A 17,009-nucleotide genomic window follows, 5' to 3' on the forward strand; every position below is an offset into this window, starting at 1 on the left:
ACAATAAATAAATAGAGTTATGCCAAAAATGAAAACCAATTCCAGTGCCAAAAAGCGCTTTAAGCTTACTGGAACAGGTAAAATCGCAAGAAAGAACGCATACAAAAGCCACATCTTAACCAAGATGTCGACAAAACGTAAACGTGCCCTTGGTCACACCAGCATGGTGTCTGACGCAGACATGGGTAACGTAAAACGTATGCTTTGTATCGGCAAGTAATTTCTAAGAAACAAATTTTTTAACCAGGTATTAGAGTATTAAAGATCTTAAACAGACACTCACTACCAAAAACGCAAAAAAATGCCACGTTCAGTTAACGCAGTAGCGTCGAGAAGACGCCGGAAAAAGGTAATGAACCTTGCAAAAGGTTATTACGGTTCACGCAGCAAGGTTTATACCGTTGCAAAGAACACAGTTGAAAAAGGTTTACAGTACGCTTACCGTGACCGTAAAACTAAAAAAAGAGAGTTCAGAGCTTTATGGATCCAACGTATTAACGCAGGTGCCCGTCAGCATGGAATTTCTTACTCACAATTAATGGGTAAATTAAACGCTAAAGAAATTGGCTTAAACCGTAAAGTTTTAGCTGACTTAGCGATGAACCATCCTGATGCTTTCAAAGCTATCGTTGATGCTGCTACTAAATAAGCATCAATAACATATTGTAAAAAAGGGAGCCCACAAGCTCCCTTTTTTGTTTAGTTTTATCCCGTATTTAAATCATGAAAAAACTGTTATTGCTTGGCTTTTGCCTGCTTATTTTATCGGCTTGTAATAAAGGCACAGATAGCCATTTACTGAACTATGTAAAAGAAAACCTGAAGGATAATAAAGGCTCTCTGAAATTAAGCGCTTATAAGGATGTAAACTGGAACACCATGTATGTGTTAGGCCCTTACACCAGCACTAAGCAATTGGATGGTGTTTTGAAGCCTTATCAGAAAGAAATCCTGGCAACAGGGGTTGATACTGATGATCAGATTTGTCTGGTGATGCTGTTTAATGATAAAACATTAGTGAGTCAATGCCTATTCGATAGGAAAACTATTGATTTTGAGCGTATAACGCGTTTTGTTGCTAATGCCAAAATTAAGCCTATCAGTAAGGATAGCGCTAACTTTAATTACAAAATACCAAAGCCATACGCACCGTATGTGCTGGAATAAATGAGATTCTATAAAACAATAAAACCCGCTTTAGCGGGTTTTATTGTTTTATAGGCTAGCCTAAGTGTAACTTATTCTTCAGACTCAATTACTATGGTAGTTACGGTAGGGTTGCCTGCGCCAGCTTCTTCAATATCCATGTATTGTTTAAAGTTGCGGACATCCTGGTTTACCATAGTTTTAAACACCGGGTTTAGTATATGTGCAAGACCTGTACCTACACCACCTGCTGGTGGCTGATAGCTGATCACCACATTAACTAATGTAGTGCCCGGATCAGGGCCGTCTTTAAAACGTACCTTTCCGGCATTATCAATTGTTGAATCTGGTAACGAACTCCAGCCGATTAATTCGCCAGGGATGTCGTGTACAATTTCTGCATCCCAGCTTACGGTAGCTACATTGGTAGGTAATTTAAGTACCCAGTGCGAGCGGGTGCTATCCAGGATCTCCACACTTTCGAGGTGCTTCATAAATAATGGAAGATTATCAAGCCTGCGCCAAAAGCCATAAACTTCGTGACGTGGTTTATTTACCGTAAATGAAGTGCGGATATTAACATTCACAGGTTCGGTGCTCACTTTTCCTATTTGGTTATAAAGTTCGCAATGGCCTGTAACACCACGATTAAGCAAATAGCCACCCGCGCCGATCTTTAAAATACTGGTGAACGGATGTTTAAAGATATGCGTAAGCCCCGAAAAGGCCAGTTTAACGCCGGCAGCTATAGATACGTAACGCTCTGGCCATTCTAAATTTATATGGGCATTGTTTTCACCATGATACATGGTTGTTCGCTGTAATGCTGTAGTTGTCATAATATCTATTTATAGGTATATAGAAACAACAGTGTAGTCGGGGCGATGTTTTCTTTAAATTTAAATTGATTGACTTATAGTTATGGTTTGGTAGTTGGTTACTGAGTTATTAGGTCATTGGGGGGGCTTGCTCGATAACTTAATAACTCAATAACGAGTAACTAAAATCAATAACTAAACTTAAACTTCGATAAATTAGGTTGGTGCTCTTTCTTGCGGTTTAGTTCGTTAAGATAGATCACTCTGCCCAGGTTCTTTAAAAATGGCAGGCAAACTGTTTCGTATTCGTACTTGTCATCATTATAAATCCCATCCTCGTTAGATTGTACAACGGCCGAAAGCATAAATTCTACCTTGTTATTAAAATCAACAATGTATGCATTATCAATATCGTATCCATAAGAGTCCCCCACTTTATTAAAGACCCTGATATTGGGATTTATTGATGCTTCCTTATCCGCGCCATAGTATAGAAATTTGCAATAAGCAGGGTAGTAGTCCGGCTGTTTGTAGGTTGGCCATTTACTTTCTGTAGGGTACATACTCATATAATGATAAATGAACTTGTAATCACTCGCCGTTAAATTATATCGTTGCTCTTTGGGGAAAGCTTCAGGAAATAACAGGCGTTTCAATACCAATTGCTGGTCGGCGAGCGGGTACACGTTCTTATCGCTAAAGTTAAAAGGCTGCATTACTAACTGGCCTTTACCATCAATATAGCCTTTGCCTTGTACCATGTTTTCGAGCTGCATAGGGTAGTCTGCCTTATCATATTGTGAAGGTGAATTGTACACCAGTTTCTTACCCTTATAAAACCTGATTGGGTTAGTCGCACGGGCATTATTGCCACCATCGCCAACAGCCAGTCTGCCGATGATACGGGTGTTATTAAGTTGATATTTTTTGAGTTTGCTGTTTATCTCACCCCGACCCGTAAATTCATATAACCGGTTGTAGGCATCGTTGTCGCTCACCAATAGTATCTTCCTGATATACTGTTCTATACTGGGGTTGCCATTGCGGGCTGTGCTATCAATAGTAACGCTCGTTTGTTTGTTAAAGCTACTGTCTGTGAGCATGATAGATCTTTTTGTTAAGCCTTTGACATGCAGCTCATTTAGTTTTTCCAAGGCAAAAATCACAGTAGGAAGTTTTACCGTGCTGGCAGGGTAGAAGTAATGATTAGGGTTTAAACGATAACTGTAGGAGGTAAAATGTGGTATATTGTGCTCGTCGCGATCTATGCGTGTATATAATATTTGTACCTCGTTTTGTGTAGGGTGTTTTAGTATACCATCAAACATTTCGGGATTGGCCAGCAATAAATTTTTCAAAAACAGGGTATCGGTTTTTTGACCAAAAGCCGACATAGAAATAAACAATGCAAATAGAAATAGTAAGCGTTTCATTATCAAGATTAACAGTTTCGAAGATAGCCAATATGGTTGTGAAATATTTTCTCAATTGTTAATAACTCGGCCTTTTGTTAAAAACTATCATACACTACCTCCCCATTTTTCCTTTAGATTTGATTCAAGTTCAATGCAACAATTTCTCTTGGCTCACGGGCTGCAATCAGCATTTCGTGATAAAAAAAGGCAAACGAGCGTCTTGCGGGCTCGAAAATTATAAAGCCAAACCTGCCAAAAGAGAAATTTATTTGTTAAAGCTTTCACGATTTGGGTTTTTAATAGAGCCAGACACACCCGCCGAATTTTTCGGTGCATGCATTCTTGTCTCTATTCAATTCGCCGACTTTTATTAAAAAAAACAATAATTGCTATGCAACAGGAAGAATTACTATTACAGGAGAATAAGGATCGTTTTGTGATCTTGCCTATCAATTATCCCAGAATTTGGGAAATGTATAAAAAACATGAAGCCAGTTTTTGGACTGCCGAGGAAATTGACCTGAGCGGTGACCAGAAAGACTGGAACAACATGAATGATGGAGAGCGCCATTTCATTTCGCACATCCTGGCGTTTTTTGCGGCAAGTGATGGTATTGTGAATGAAAACCTGGCTGTAAACTTTATGAGCGAAGTGCAGCTTCCTGAAGCACGTTGCTTTTACGGTTTCCAGATCATGATGGAGAACATCCACTCAGAAACTTATGCGTTACTGATCGACTCATACATTAAAGATAATGCAGAGAAAGACCGCCTATTCCATGCCGTTGAAACCGTGCCTTGTGTAAAACGCAAAGCAGAATGGGCTTTAAAATGGATTGAGAACGGAACCTTTGCGGAGCGCTTAGTTGCATTTGCTGCGGTAGAAGGGATTTTCTTCTCAGGCAGTTTTTGCTCTATCTTCTGGTTAAAGAAACGCGGTTTAATGCCGGGCTTAACATTCAGCAACGAATTAATTAGCCGCGATGAGGGTTTGCATTGCGAATTTGCCTGCCTGCTTTACAGCATGCTGAGTAACAAGTTGAGCGAAGAGCGTGTACACGAGATTATCCTGGATGCTGTAGTGATTGAAAAAGAGTTTGTGACGGATGCATTACCGGTTGATTTGATCGGTATGAATGCACGCCTGATGCAACAATATATTGAGTTTGTGGCCGACCGTTGGTTAGATGAATTAGGTTATGCTAAAGTTTACAATGCAACCAATCCGTTTGATTTTATGGAGATGATTTCGCTGCAAGGTAAAACCAACTTCTTTGAAAAGAGGGTAGGTGATTATCAAAAAGCAGGTGTATTGGCAACCAACACCAAAGACAGCCAGGCGTTTTCGCTTGACGAAGATTTTTAAGGAAAAGAGTATCAAATAGGTTTACATAAAATAAGGAGGGAAATTAATGTTTGTAATTAAAAGAGCTGGGAACAAAGAGAGCGTAAAGTTTGATAAGATAACCGCACGCGTGCAGAAACTCGCATACGGCTTAAGTCCGTTGGTTGATGCGATAGATGTGGCTAAAAAAGTAGTAGAAGGTTTATACGATGGTGTATCTACCACCGAACTGGATAACCTTGCTGCCGAAACTGCTGCATCATTAACTACCAAACACCCTGATTATGCTTTGCTGGCAAGCCGTATTGCGGTAAGCAATTTGCATAAAAATACTATCAAGTCGTTCTCTTCAACAATGGAGAAACTTTACGATTATACAGACGAGCACAACGATCGTAAAATGCCTTTAATTGCCGATGATGTAATGGAAATAATCCGTGCAAACGCCGATATATTGGATAGCTCTATTATTTACGATCGCGATTTCGGTTTCGATTACTTCGGTTTTAAAACCTTAGAAAAATCATACCTGCTGAAAGTTGACGGCAAAATAGCCGAGCGCCCTCAGCACATGTATATGCGTGTTTCTGTAGGTATCCATAAGGATGATATCGACAGCGTTATCAGAACCTACAATCAAATGAGTGAGCGTTGGTTTACACACGCTACGCCAACTTTATTTAATGCGGGTACTCCTAAGCCGCAAATGTCATCATGCTTCCTGCTTTCAATGAAAGATGATAGCATCGATGGTATCTATGATACACTAAAACAAACAGCCAAAATTTCACAAAGCGCAGGTGGTATCGGTTTAGCTATCCATAATGTACGTGCTACAGGCAGCTACATTAGTGGTACTAACGGTACAAGTAACGGTATTATCCCTATGCTGCGTGTATTTAACGATACAGCCCGTTATGTAGATCAGGGTGGTGGTAAACGTAAAGGAGCCTTTGCGGTTTACTTAGAGCCTTGGCATGCAGATATTTTCGACTTCTTAGACCTGCGTAAAAACCACGGTAAAGAAGAAGCACGTGCACGTGATTTGTTCTATGCCCTTTGGATCTGCGATTTGTTTATGAAACGCGTAGAAGAAAACGGTGAGTGGAGCCTATTCTGTCCGCACGAAGCACCAGGTATGTCTGAGTGTTTTGGTGACGAGTTCGAAGCATTGTACACCCGTTACGAAAAAGAAGGCCGTGCCCGCAGAGTAATCCGCGCACAAGATCTTTGGTTTGCTATTTTGGATGCACAGATCGAAACCGGTAACCCATATCTGTTATATAAAGATGCTGCAAACAAGAAAAGCAATCAGCAAAACTTAGGTACTATTAAAAGCAGTAACCTTTGTACCGAAATTATGGAATACACCAGCCCTGATGAGGTAGCTGTATGTAACCTGGCTTCGTTAGCATTGCCACGTTTTGTGATCAATGGTCAGTTTGATTTCGATAAATTATACGAGATCACTTATGATGCTGCTAAAAACCTTAATAAAATTATAGATAACAACTATTACCCGGTAGAAGAGGCCCGTACTTCAAACATGCGCCACCGCCCAATCGGTTTAGGTGTGCAAGGTTTGGCCGATGTGTTTATCCTGTTGCGCTTACCATTTGAAAGCGACCTGGCTAAGGTGTTAAACAAAAACATCTTCGAAACCATGTATTTTGCTGCCATGACGGCAAGTAAAGACCTGGCTATGCAGGATGGTGCTTACGAAACCTTTAAAGGTTCGCCATTATCAAAAGGTAAATTCCAGTTTGATCTTTGGGATGTTAAACCAACAGATCGCCACGATTGGGAAAGCTTACGTAAAGCTGTGATGAAACATGGAGTGCGTAACTCGCTGTTAATGGCGCCAATGCCAACAGCATCAACCTCGCAGATATTTGGTAACAACGAGTGTTTTGAACCATATACCTCAAACATTTACACCCGTCGTGTATTAAGCGGTGAGTTTGTGATTGTGAACAAACACTTACTGAAAGATTTGGTTAACCTTGGCTTGTGGAACAACACAATGAAAAACAATATCATTGCGGCCAATGGTTCTATCCAGCATATCCCTGAAATTCCATCTGATTTGAAAGAACTTTACAAAACAGTTTGGGAAATTAAACAACGCAGCCTGATTGATATGGCGGCAGATCGTGGCGCATTTATTTGCCAGTCGCAATCATTAAACCTGTTTGTTGACAGTCCGAATACCTCTAAACTAACCTCAATGCACTTCCACGCATGGAAACGCGGTTTAAAAACCGGTATGTATTACCTGCGTACACAAGCTGCAACGCAAGCGGTACAGTTTACAGTTGAGAAACAAGGCAGTAAAGAAATGGAGCCGGTTATCCCTGCACCAGAACCAAACGTACAAATGAATGATCTGGACGGTATAGAACTTACCCAAACCAGCGGCCCAAGCTGCAGTATGGAAGAAGGTTGCGTAACCTGTTCATCATAAACATAAAAGAAGTTTTTCAACCTTAATTTTAACCGGGCTGTCTGAAAAGATAGTCCGGTTTTTTTGTGCGATGTATTGTCGCTATAGCTAAATGTCAGTTTGTTATGTTACTTTTGCACAGCTTTTAGGTTCCTTGCCGTTAAGGTAAAGATTAAAAGGGAATCCGGTGTAATTCCGGAGCTGTCCCGCAGCTGTAAGTCCGGCTTCTGATAAAGAGGTTAGTTGATTAATTAGTCACTGTCCCGATTCTAAATCGGTATGGGAAGACGTCAACACAGGATGAGCCAGAAGACCTGCCAAAAGCATTACCAATTCATAGCTTTCGCGGATTGAAGCTTGGGTGAAATACATTAAAACTGATCAATAATTTTGATTGGTTGTGTTCCATTCATTTTTCCGTTGTATTGCTTTGAATTATTAAGCAATGGAAAAGTTTACAGCAAAATTTCGGCCTGTTTTAATATCCCGTTACGGTATATACAGTATTTGTATTGCCTGTATGCTGTTATTGCTATCAACCCGGCTTAAAGCCCAGCAGGATACTTCTAAAAAGCTGAAAGAGGTTAATGTAACTTCATCAACCTTACCCAAGGTGCAAACCATTATACCTGTACAGCAAATATCCAACGCCGATTTTAGTCATTATGCGGCCTTGTCTGTGGCTGATATTGCCGCTAACTTTGCAGGTGTAAACGTTAAAGATTACGGAGGCATTGGCGGATTAAAAACCATCTCGGTACGCAGCATGGGAGCTACCCATACCGGTGTACAATACGATGGCGTTATACTGAACGATGCACAGAACGGGCAGATTGACCTGGGCAAATTCAGTCTTTACAATGTACAGTCTGTTACCTTATATAATGGCCAGGCACCAAACATTGTGCAACCTGCACGGTCATTTGCATCGGCCAGCATATTAGATATTAAAACTACAAGGCCACAATTGAGCGCAGCCAAACCTTACCAGGTTTCACTTGGGGGAAATGGCGGTTCATTTGGGTTACTAAATCCTTACCTGCAATGGCAGCAACGTGTATCTAAGCAATGGTCGGTTGTGTTAAATGCCAATTATACTTATGCAAACGGGCAATATAAGTACAAAGAAAACGGCGATGGTTCTGATACCTTAGCCACCCGCAGAAATAGCGACATCAAAGCCTTACAAACAGATGGTGCCTTATATTGGGCTAAAAGCGACAGCAATAAATTTAAGATACAATTCAACTATTATAACAGCGATAGGGGATTGCCCGGGCCGGTAATTTATTATACCACACAATCCAACCAACGCATGCAAAATCACGATCTGTTGGTACAATCGGCATACGAGTACATTGCCAAAAGCAGTTTTCATTTATTGTTGAATAGTAAGTATTCGCAAAACTACCTGCATTATCTTGACCCGTCACTTCCGGATGGAGCAATTGGCAGTAATGAACATTACATGCAGCACGAGTTTTACCAATCGGCTTCGGTTGGTTACCATATTCTGCATAATTGGGAAGTATCTTATGCCTCTGATGCCGCGCTCACCAACTTATTTAGTGATGTTTATACCAATTATTACCAATATGCTTTCCCAACAAGGCTAACATTGTTTAATGCGGTAGCAACAGATCTGGCTTTCGATAAATGGCATCTTCAGGGTAATTTATTGAACACCTATATCACAGATCATGTGAAGAATGGCATAGCAGCTGCATCTAAATCTGCATTTACGCCAAGTTTGTCGGCCACTTTTCAACCCTTTCTAAACTCTGGATTACAGTTAAGGGCATTCTATAAAGATATATTCAGAAATCCCACCTTCGCCGAACAGTATTATTATGCAGTAAGGCCGCGCAATCTTGATCCAGAACGCACCAAGCAATACGATCTGGGAATAACCTACCAAAAAAGCTTTAACGGTTTTGTGCACGATTTAGCAGTTACTGCCGATGCTTATTATAATAACGTTCGAAACAAGATCATCTACCTGCCTTCACGTTCGCCAGAAACGCCTTCTGTTACTAACCTGGGTAGTGTAGATATTAAGGGACTGGATGTGACTTTGAAAACCGATGTAATACCTGCAGTGGGATGGCTGGGCACAATCTCTGTCAATTACACTTATCAAAATGCCATTAATGTTACAGACCCGAGTGATTCTTATTACCTCGACCAAATACCTTACACACCAAAAAATCTACTCAACTTAAATGCAGGCATTAATTACAAAGCTTTAGGTCTATATTATAACAGCACGTTTTCATCATCAAGATACTACGAGAATAATAATGTGCCCGAATATTACCTGCCATCATACAACGTAAGTAATGCTTCGCTAATATATAAGTTCCTGACACATAGTGTGCCCGTGAATGCTTCATTTGAGGTCAACAACCTTTTTAATGAGCGTTACGTAGTGCTTTACAGTTACCCGATGCCTGGCCGATCGTACAGATTATCTTTTCAAATAACAATTTAATCATATCAAAATGAAACACTTTAAACTTAAAAATTTCTTATTCGCGATTGTTACAACGGCAGCGTTGTCATCGTGCCATAAAGACAAAAATGATGTAACACCAACTACACCCATTGCGCAAGTGGCCGGTGTTTATGTTTTAAACCAGGGCGGAAGCACAGGTAGCATTACCTATTACGATTACACAACCAAAGTAACAACACCAGATATTTATACAACAGCAAACGGCGCTGGGGTTGGGAGCCTTCCAAACGATTTGAAAGTATATGGATCTAAAATGTATATCGTTGTAGATAAGTCTAAGGTTATTAATGTGGTTAACCCTAAAACAGCCAAGTTAATTAAGCAAATTTCTTTTGGTGATAGCGAACCACGCAGCATTGCCTTCTACAAAAACAATGCATTTGTTACCTCTTACGATGGTACAGTTGCCGTTATAGATACTGCTGCTTTAACCATAAGCAAACATATTACAGTGGGATCTTATCCGGAACAATTGGTGGTGTCAAACAATAAATTGTACGTAGCAAACTCTGGTGGTTTGGCCGTAACTTACGATAAAACAGTATCAGTTATTGATTTAACTTCTTTAGCAGTAACTAAAACTATTAATGTAATTATTAACCCGGTAGCGATTGGGGCTGACAACTATGGCCATGTTTATGTTATTTCAAATGGAGATTATGCTTCTGTTATGCCTGGCATAAGTATTATTGACAATACTGCAGATGTAGCAACCTCACAAACTACTGTAGATGTAGGTTACGGTTCTCCATTTGTGGTTAGTGGTGATAACGGTTATTACCTGAGTGGTACTGGCAAAGTTGTTGTGTACAACACCAAAACACAAGCTATTAGCAGCGCCAATTTTATTACAGATGGTACAAAATTAACAGCTGCTTATGGCCTTGCTGCTAATAGCACCACAGGCGAGGTATTTGTAACAGACGCTAAAGATTATTCATCAAACGGTACTTTGTATGCTTTTGACAAAAACGGTAAACAGGAATATACCATTACAGTGGGTATTAATCCTGCTAATATTGTGTTTGTAAACAAGTAGTTTTTATTTCGTTCGATAATCAGTAAATTTGTTTACCAATATTATACAATGTCGCAACAACAGAAAATCAATATCAGAAACGCAGTTTTAATCCTCATGATTATTGCTGCCGCAGCAATGCGCCTGGTAAGTTATAAATATCAGGTGTTAAGCAATTTTACACCCGTAGGCGCTATCGCCATTTTTGGTGGCACCTATTTTAACGATAAGTGGAAAGCGTACCTGGTGCCATTTGCGGCGCTTTTTGTAAGCGATCTCATCATCAATTACATGTACTTCTCTAAACTGGTTTGGTACAGCAGTTCGTTATGGATGTATGCCAGTTTCTTTGCTATGGTGTTTTTTGGTAGCCTGATTAAAAAAGTAAATTTTGGTACTGTAGTGTTAGCATCTGTAGGGGGCATACTTGTACACTGGTTGCTAACCGACATCGACCCATGGTTAAACGGAACAACGTATGCTAAAGGTATTAACGGTTATTTCCAATCGCTGATAGCAGCTGTTCCGTTTGAGAAAAATATGATCCTGGGCGATCTGGTTTTCGGACTAATACTGTTCGGAGGCTTTGAACTGGCTAAGAGCAAATACACTGTGTTACGCAACGAGCCTAAATTGGCCACAGCTTAATCAGATAAATAAACGAAATTTAAAAGCGATGAGTGATCATCGCTTTTTTTATGAATAACAATTAGCTATGAAACAAAAGTTAGTGGTATTAACCGGCGCGGGCATCAGCGCAGAAAGCGGGCTGAAAACCTTTCGTGACAGTGATGGCTTGTGGGAGGGATACAATATTGAAGATGTAGCCACCCCCGAAGCCTGGGCGCGTAACCCGGCCATGGTGCAGGATTTTTACAACCAGCGCCGTAAATCGGTATTGGAGGCCAAACCTAATGCAGCACATTATGCCCTGGCTAAATTGGAAGAGCAATTCGACGTAACCATCATCACCCAAAATATCGACGATCTGCATGAACGTGCCGGATCAAGCAATGTGCTGCATTTGCACGGTATCATCACCCGTTCGCAATCGAGCCTGAATCCACAATTAACTTACCCGATAGTAGGCTGGGAGATAGGTATGGACGAAGTTTGCGAACTCGGCTCGCCGCTACGTGCACATGTAGTTTGGTTTGGCGAAGCTGTGCCTATGATTGAGCCAGCGGCAGAAATTTGTCATTCGGCAGATCTGTTTATCCTCATTGGTTCATCATTAGCGGTTTACCCGGCTGCAGGATTAATCAATTACGTACCTCGTAAAACGCCTAAATATATTGTCGATCCGGTAATACCGGATGTATCCTTATCAGGAATAATTAAGATTAAAGCTAAAGCAACTGAAAGTGTACCTGCCTTGGTAGAGGAGTTATTGGCAGGCGTGTAAAGGGTGGAATGTTCCACATTGGCAGCAAAATGACTTTTAGGTATAGTTATCCCAACCCGTCATTGCGAGGTACGAAGCAATCGCGAACTATACAGAACCGCTCTGTAAATCGGGGATTGCTTCGTACCTCGCAATGACGGGTTGGGTTATTTTTGCAGTCTTACAACTCATAAACCAATCCCTTTTCAGGAATCACAACCGGATAATCCTCAGCTTCTAATCCCGCGGCAAAAGCTTCCATACTTTGTGGATCACCATGTACCAGGAATATTTGCTTCAATTTGGCCTTATCCTGCTGTTTAACGGTGTTCATTAAATCTTCGTGATCTCCGTGGGCACTGAATAGGTCTGTCTGTTTGATAGTCGCATACACGGCTAATTCGCGGTCTTTAATGTGCACGATAGGATCGCCACGTAATAAGCGATGGCCTAAAGTTCCTTTAGCACAATAACCGATGAAAAGGATGGTGCAGTAGTAATTTTGAATATTATAAAACAAGTGGTCCTGGATCCGGCCACCCTCCAGCATACCTGCTGATGATATGATAATGCAGGGTTCAAAATAATTTGAAATATCCCGGCTATCTTTTAGGTTCTCGATATAAGTAAGGTTGTCAAATTCAAATTCGTCACCTTTTCTATTGTAGAAATCATGGGCCTCCTCATTCAACAAACTATGAAATTTGCGGAATGTCTGGGTTGAGCGCATGGCCAGCGGACTATCAACAAATACTTTAACAGGCGGCAGTAAACCACTGCTAAAGATCTTGTTAAGCGAGTAAACCAATGATTGCGTACGCCCAATACTAAAGGCCGGGATAATTAACCTGCCGGTTTCTTTAATACAAGCTTTATCGATGGTCTCCACCAAAACCTCTTCAACGGTTTTACCTTTGGTATGATAACGACCTCCGTAGGTCGATTCTGTAACCAGATAATCAACCGGAGGGATAACCTCCGGGTCGTTCAGTACCGGGTAATTCTTGCGGCCAATATCGCCCGTAAAGGCAATAGATTTTTCAACGCCATTATCATTGATCTTCAATACAGCAGCGGCTGCGCCTAAAAGGTGGCCAACGGATATAAAGGTTAGCTCGATATTACCTGTCAATCTGAATGGGCGGTTAAAGCCAATAGTAACAAAACGGTCAACCGTATCCATTACATGCTTGTGCAGGTACAATGGCTGGCTGCTACCGTGGTTGTGATGCTTGCCACGGCCACGTTTGCGGCTGCCTTGTGCTTTGTTCATAAATATGCTCACCGAGTCCATCATCAGCATTTCGGCTAAATCGGCAGTAGGTGGGGTGCATAAAATCTGACCATTGAAGCCTAAACGCACTAAGGTTGGCAGGTTGCCGGAATGATCGATGTGGGCGTGAGTTAAAATCACCACATCAATTTCTTCGGGCCTGAAAGGAAAGTTTTCGTTAGAGATAGTGCTACGTTCGCGTTCATAATCGAGCCCGCAGTCTATCAATATTTTATATCCGGCAACATCAAGCAAATGCATGCTCCCTGTTACCTGACGGGCTGCCCCGTGTATGGTTAATTTCATTCTGTAAGTTGGACGTATTACGTTGTACGTTTAAACACGTTAACTATCCCTAAGTTTTAATATAAGTTTGATGTAATATAACACGTTTATATTTAGCAGCAAAATGTTGTTGTAAGGAGTTAAACGTCAAACGTATAACGTCCTACGTACAACATTCTACGCTTCTAATTGCAGTTGACTTAAATAACGGTACAGGCCTGTTTCATTGTGCATTAACTCTGCATGGCTACCGGTTTCGGTGATGGTACCTTTGTCTAAAACGATAATTTTATCTGCTTCGCGAATGGTTGATAAGCGGTGAGCAATGATGATTGATGTACGGTCTTTCATCAATACTTCCAAAGCTTCCTGTACCAAACGTTCTGATTCAGAATCTAATGATGATGTAGCCTCATCCAAAATTAAGATAGATGGGTTTCTCAATAAAGCCCTTGCAATGGCAATACGCTGGCGCTGGCCGCCTGATAGTTTAACACCACGTTCGCCAACCAAAGTGTCATAACCTTCAGGGAAGTTACTGATAAAATTATGTGCATTAGCTTTCTTAGCAGCCTCAATAACTTCTTCACGGTTCGAACCCAATTTACCGTAAGCAATGTTTTCTAATATACTTCCGCCAAACAATAACACATCCTGAGGAACAATAGCAACCTGGTTACGGATGTCAGTCAATGCAAACTCATCAGCCGGTTTACCATCAAAAGTAATATTTCCGTTTTGCGGATGATAGAATTGCAGGATCAGCGAGGCCATAGTTGATTTACCTGAGCCACTTGGGCCTACAATGGCAATCTTTTGTCCAGCTGCGGCATCAAAAGAAACGCCTTTAAGCACTTCAATTTCGGGACGGGAAGGGTAGTGGAAGTTTACATTATTGAAGCTGATGTTGCCGTCAATTCTCTTTTTAACTTTATTTTCTTCTGCGTCGATTGATACTTCTTCGCCTTCTTCGGCCAGTATTTCTAATACACGTTCGCTCGAGCCTACTGCCTTTTGGATGTTAGCATACAAATCTGGCAAACTACCCATTGCGGCACTGATAAAGGCAGCATAAACAATAAAGGTTGTCAGTTTACCAAAGGTAAATCCATTATCATGAATGGATACCAAATACGAGCCGTACCAGATCTCACCAAAAATAGTCCCGAATAAACAGAATACAATAAATGCCCCGAATAAGCCGCGATATTTAGAACCTTTAATAGCTAAATTAACTACATCGCGCAGGTTTTTATCATAACGTGCAGCCTCAAAAGCTTCGTTTACAAACGCCTTAACGTTGGCTATGCCTTGCAGGGTTTCTTCAACAATGGTATTAGAATCGGCCAGTTTATCCTGCGCCTGGCGTGATAGCTTACGGATAAATTTGCCGAAGAATATAGCTGTTGCAATTAAAAACGGTAATACGATTAACAGGGCGAAAGTTAATTTGATAGATACCACCATCAACAAAATGATACCACCAACTAAGATGATGATCTGGCGGATAGCCTCGGCAATTGTAGTAGTTAAGGTGTCCTGTATCTGCGATAGATCGGCTGAAATACGGCTGTTTAATTCGCCAACCCGACGGTTAGAGAAGAAGTTCATCGGCAGTGTAATCAGCTTAAAATAAGTATCGCGACGGATATCGGCCAGTGATTTCTCGGCCACCTGCACAAACCAGGTAATGCGGAAATAAGATACAAAGGCCTGTACAAATAGCACGGCTATAGCAACCTCACCAATAGTAGTTAAGTTGGCAGGCATAAAAGCGTAACGTTGTTTACCTTGTGCAGCATCGATCAAAGCCCCAAAGAAACCCGGAAATGCCAAGCCGGTTAAGCTTGATAGTACCAGGAAAATAAGGCCGCCTATAAATTTGGCTTTGTATGGTTTAATATAACTTAAAAGCTTGCCGATGTTCTGCAGGCTTTGTTTATTTAATTTTGCTTTTGGTAACTCTTTCTCAGCAGCGTTTCCGCTGTTTAATCTTTGTCGCGCCATTTGTAATTCAAAGCAGCTAAATTACGTTAAATCGCACGTTTTTTGGCCTTGATCCATAAAATTGACGTTACAATGAACAGTATCAACGAGATAATTAGCCAGAACTTCAGTTTTGCTTCAGTTTTATCTGCGTTTTGTACGGTCATTTTCATCTTTTCGTTCTGATCGCGCAGCTTATTGATGGTACTCATGTAGGCCAGTGAGTTATCTTCCGTTTCTTTTACCTTGGTTTGGATGGTTTGCTGCTGAAAATTGCGGTAATCGAGCTGGTTGTTTTTGAGTGTTAGCAGCACTTTAGTCTGCTGCAAAATATCATTGTCGGTGTGTACAATATCCATCAGAATATCATTCGAGCGCCGGATGTCTTTCTTGGTCTGCATCCCAAAAATGCCGGAATGATGGCTCAGGCTGGCATCATACTGGCCAAATTTAGCGGCACGTGCAGCCAGCATATCATTAATTTTTTTACGCTGATTCTGATAAGCAAGCGAATCGGCATTGGGCTGGGCATATACCATACCACAAGCCAGGCAGATGGCTGCCAGCAACAAAAGTTTTTTCATAAGCAAGAGGGTTAGATTATTGAAAATCTATAATCACGCTGTCACCGAGATTTAAACCTAATAACCCGCTTGCATTGCCTTTGTTTATGGCAATTTCTAAATGGTCGCTAATGCCGAATAAACAAAGCTTTTCGCCTTCGGGTACTTCATTGTAGTGCCAGCTCAAATGGGTAATGGTTTCGTTACGCTTAAAGTAAAGGGTAAAGCGGCGGCCGTGCTGCACTTTGTTAAAGAAATCTTTCGTGATATTAGTGATCACGTTCTGGAAAGAGTCGATATAAATGACCACACCTTTAATGAGGTTTCGCTCAACTGTAGGTTGTAAATTCATTTTCTTTTCGGTGCCGCTAACAGGGATGCCTACTTCTGTTAGCTTACCACCCTGTGCCAAATGGCAGGCCGCTTTTACAAAAATATCGGCCAGGGGGAAGTGCAAAAACTTCAGGTCCTGCATAATGTTAAGCTCCACAATTTCATCGGGTTCGGTGCCAAACATCAGGCAAAAAATGCCATTATCGGCCCCAACAAAAAAGTGCCCTTTGTAACTAACTGCGATATAACGCGTATGAGCATTGTATACAGTATCAATACCAATTAAATGCACTGTTCCTTTAGGGAAGTAGTGATAGCTGTTTTTGAGTATAAATGCGGCCTGCTGTACGTTGAAGGCCGCTACACTGTGTGTAATATCAATAATATTAACATTTGGCAACAGACTTAATATGCTACCTTTAAGGGCAGCCTGGTAGATATCTTTATCTCCCAGATCGGTTGTTAATGTTATTATGGGCATTACT

15 protein-coding genes and 1 riboswitch are annotated in these 17,009 nt (G+C 41.1%); of the genes, 9 read left to right on the forward strand and 6 right to left on the reverse strand.

Translation table 11 applies throughout. The features are described from left to right. The first annotated feature begins 19 nt into the window (after window positions 1–19). From rpmI to PQO05_RS14475, 3 genes are all read left to right on the forward strand, one after another. On the forward strand, window positions 20–220 hold the full coding sequence (gene rpmI / locus PQO05_RS14465; protein WP_166586142.1) for a 50S ribosomal protein L35: 201 nt from the start codon (window positions 20–22) through the stop codon (window positions 218–220). Between the two features lie 81 nt (window positions 221–301). Continuing rightward, entirely contained in the window at window positions 302–649 is a 348-nt protein-coding gene (gene rplT, locus PQO05_RS14470) for a 50S ribosomal protein L20 (RefSeq protein WP_273628026.1), read from the forward strand. 74 nt (window positions 650–723) lie between these two features. After that, complete coding sequence (locus PQO05_RS14475; protein WP_273628028.1) at window positions 724–1,167, forward strand: hypothetical protein; 444 nt, start codon at window positions 724–726, stop codon at window positions 1,165–1,167. Between the two features lie 71 nt (window positions 1,168–1,238). On the opposite strand, the gene PQO05_RS14480 is transcribed toward PQO05_RS14475, so the two are convergent. Together PQO05_RS14480 and PQO05_RS14485 are read right to left on the reverse strand one after the other, a co-directional pair. Next, window positions 1,239–1,985, reverse strand: a complete 747-nt coding sequence (locus PQO05_RS14480; RefSeq protein ID WP_273628029.1) for an SRPBCC family protein — start codon at window positions 1,983–1,985, stop codon at window positions 1,239–1,241. A gap of 167 nt (window positions 1,986–2,152) precedes the next feature. Next, window positions 2,153–3,397, reverse strand: coding sequence for a serine hydrolase (locus PQO05_RS14485; protein ID WP_273628030.1), 1,245 nt, complete (start codon window positions 3,395–3,397; stop codon window positions 2,153–2,155). Window positions 3,398–3,770: 373 nt separating this feature from the next. Here PQO05_RS14485 and PQO05_RS14490 point away from each other — a divergent pair, with 373 nt between their 5' ends. The 6 genes from PQO05_RS14490 to PQO05_RS14515 all read left to right on the forward strand — a co-directional run bounded on the left by PQO05_RS14490 (window position 3,771) and on the right by PQO05_RS14515 (window position 12,105). Further along, window positions 3,771–4,745 (forward strand): ribonucleoside-diphosphate reductase small subunit, encoded by a 975-nt coding sequence (locus PQO05_RS14490; RefSeq protein ID WP_273628031.1) that lies wholly within the window; start codon window positions 3,771–3,773, stop codon window positions 4,743–4,745. A gap of 46 nt (window positions 4,746–4,791) precedes the next feature. Further along, on the forward strand, window positions 4,792–7,188 hold the full coding sequence (locus PQO05_RS14495) for a ribonucleoside-diphosphate reductase subunit alpha (RefSeq protein ID WP_273628032.1): 2,397 nt from the start codon (window positions 4,792–4,794) through the stop codon (window positions 7,186–7,188). Window positions 7,189–7,297: 109 nt separating this feature from the next. Continuing rightward, window positions 7,298–7,503: riboswitch (cobalamin riboswitch) on the forward strand. Window positions 7,504–7,612: 109 nt separating this feature from the next. Then, window positions 7,613–9,658 (forward strand): TonB-dependent receptor, encoded by a 2,046-nt coding sequence (locus PQO05_RS14500; protein ID WP_273628033.1) that lies wholly within the window; start codon window positions 7,613–7,615, stop codon window positions 9,656–9,658. A gap of 10 nt (window positions 9,659–9,668) precedes the next feature. Further along, window positions 9,669–10,721: a DUF5074 domain-containing protein gene (locus PQO05_RS14505; RefSeq protein WP_273628034.1), complete on the forward strand. Its 1,053-nt coding sequence runs from the start codon at window positions 9,669–9,671 to the stop codon at window positions 10,719–10,721. Between the two features lie 48 nt (window positions 10,722–10,769). Continuing rightward, window positions 10,770–11,348 (forward strand): DUF6580 family putative transport protein, encoded by a 579-nt coding sequence (locus tag PQO05_RS14510; protein WP_273628035.1) that lies wholly within the window; start codon window positions 10,770–10,772, stop codon window positions 11,346–11,348. A 67-nt stretch (window positions 11,349–11,415) separates the two neighbouring features. Continuing rightward, window positions 11,416–12,105 (forward strand): SIR2 family NAD-dependent protein deacylase, encoded by a 690-nt coding sequence (locus PQO05_RS14515; protein ID WP_273628036.1) that lies wholly within the window; start codon window positions 11,416–11,418, stop codon window positions 12,103–12,105. Between the two features lie 160 nt (window positions 12,106–12,265). Here PQO05_RS14515 and PQO05_RS14520 read toward each other — a convergent pair whose 3' ends face one another. From PQO05_RS14520 to PQO05_RS14535, 4 genes are all read right to left on the reverse strand, one after another. Beyond that, window positions 12,266–13,663 carry an MBL fold metallo-hydrolase RNA specificity domain-containing protein gene (locus PQO05_RS14520; protein WP_273628037.1) on the reverse strand — a complete coding sequence of 466 codons (1,398 nt, stop codon included), beginning with the start codon at window positions 13,661–13,663 and terminating at the stop codon, window positions 12,266–12,268. A 156-nt stretch (window positions 13,664–13,819) separates the two neighbouring features. Next, window positions 13,820–15,649 carry an ABC transporter ATP-binding protein gene (locus tag PQO05_RS14525; protein ID WP_273628038.1) on the reverse strand — a complete coding sequence of 610 codons (1,830 nt, stop codon included), beginning with the start codon at window positions 15,647–15,649 and terminating at the stop codon, window positions 13,820–13,822. Between the two features lie 26 nt (window positions 15,650–15,675). Then, the gene (locus PQO05_RS14530) at window positions 15,676–16,212 is read right to left on the reverse strand and encodes a hypothetical protein (protein WP_273628039.1); all 537 of its coding nucleotides are present in this window, start codon (window positions 16,210–16,212) and stop codon (window positions 15,676–15,678) included. A 16-nt stretch (window positions 16,213–16,228) separates the two neighbouring features. After that, window positions 16,229–17,005: an SAM hydrolase/SAM-dependent halogenase family protein gene (locus PQO05_RS14535; protein ID WP_273628040.1), complete on the reverse strand. Its 777-nt coding sequence runs from the start codon at window positions 17,003–17,005 to the stop codon at window positions 16,229–16,231. Window positions 17,006–17,009 lie beyond the last annotated feature (4 nt).

This window comes from Mucilaginibacter jinjuensis, assembly GCF_028596025.1.
Classification (GTDB): domain Bacteria; phylum Bacteroidota; class Bacteroidia; order Sphingobacteriales; family Sphingobacteriaceae; genus Mucilaginibacter; species Mucilaginibacter jinjuensis.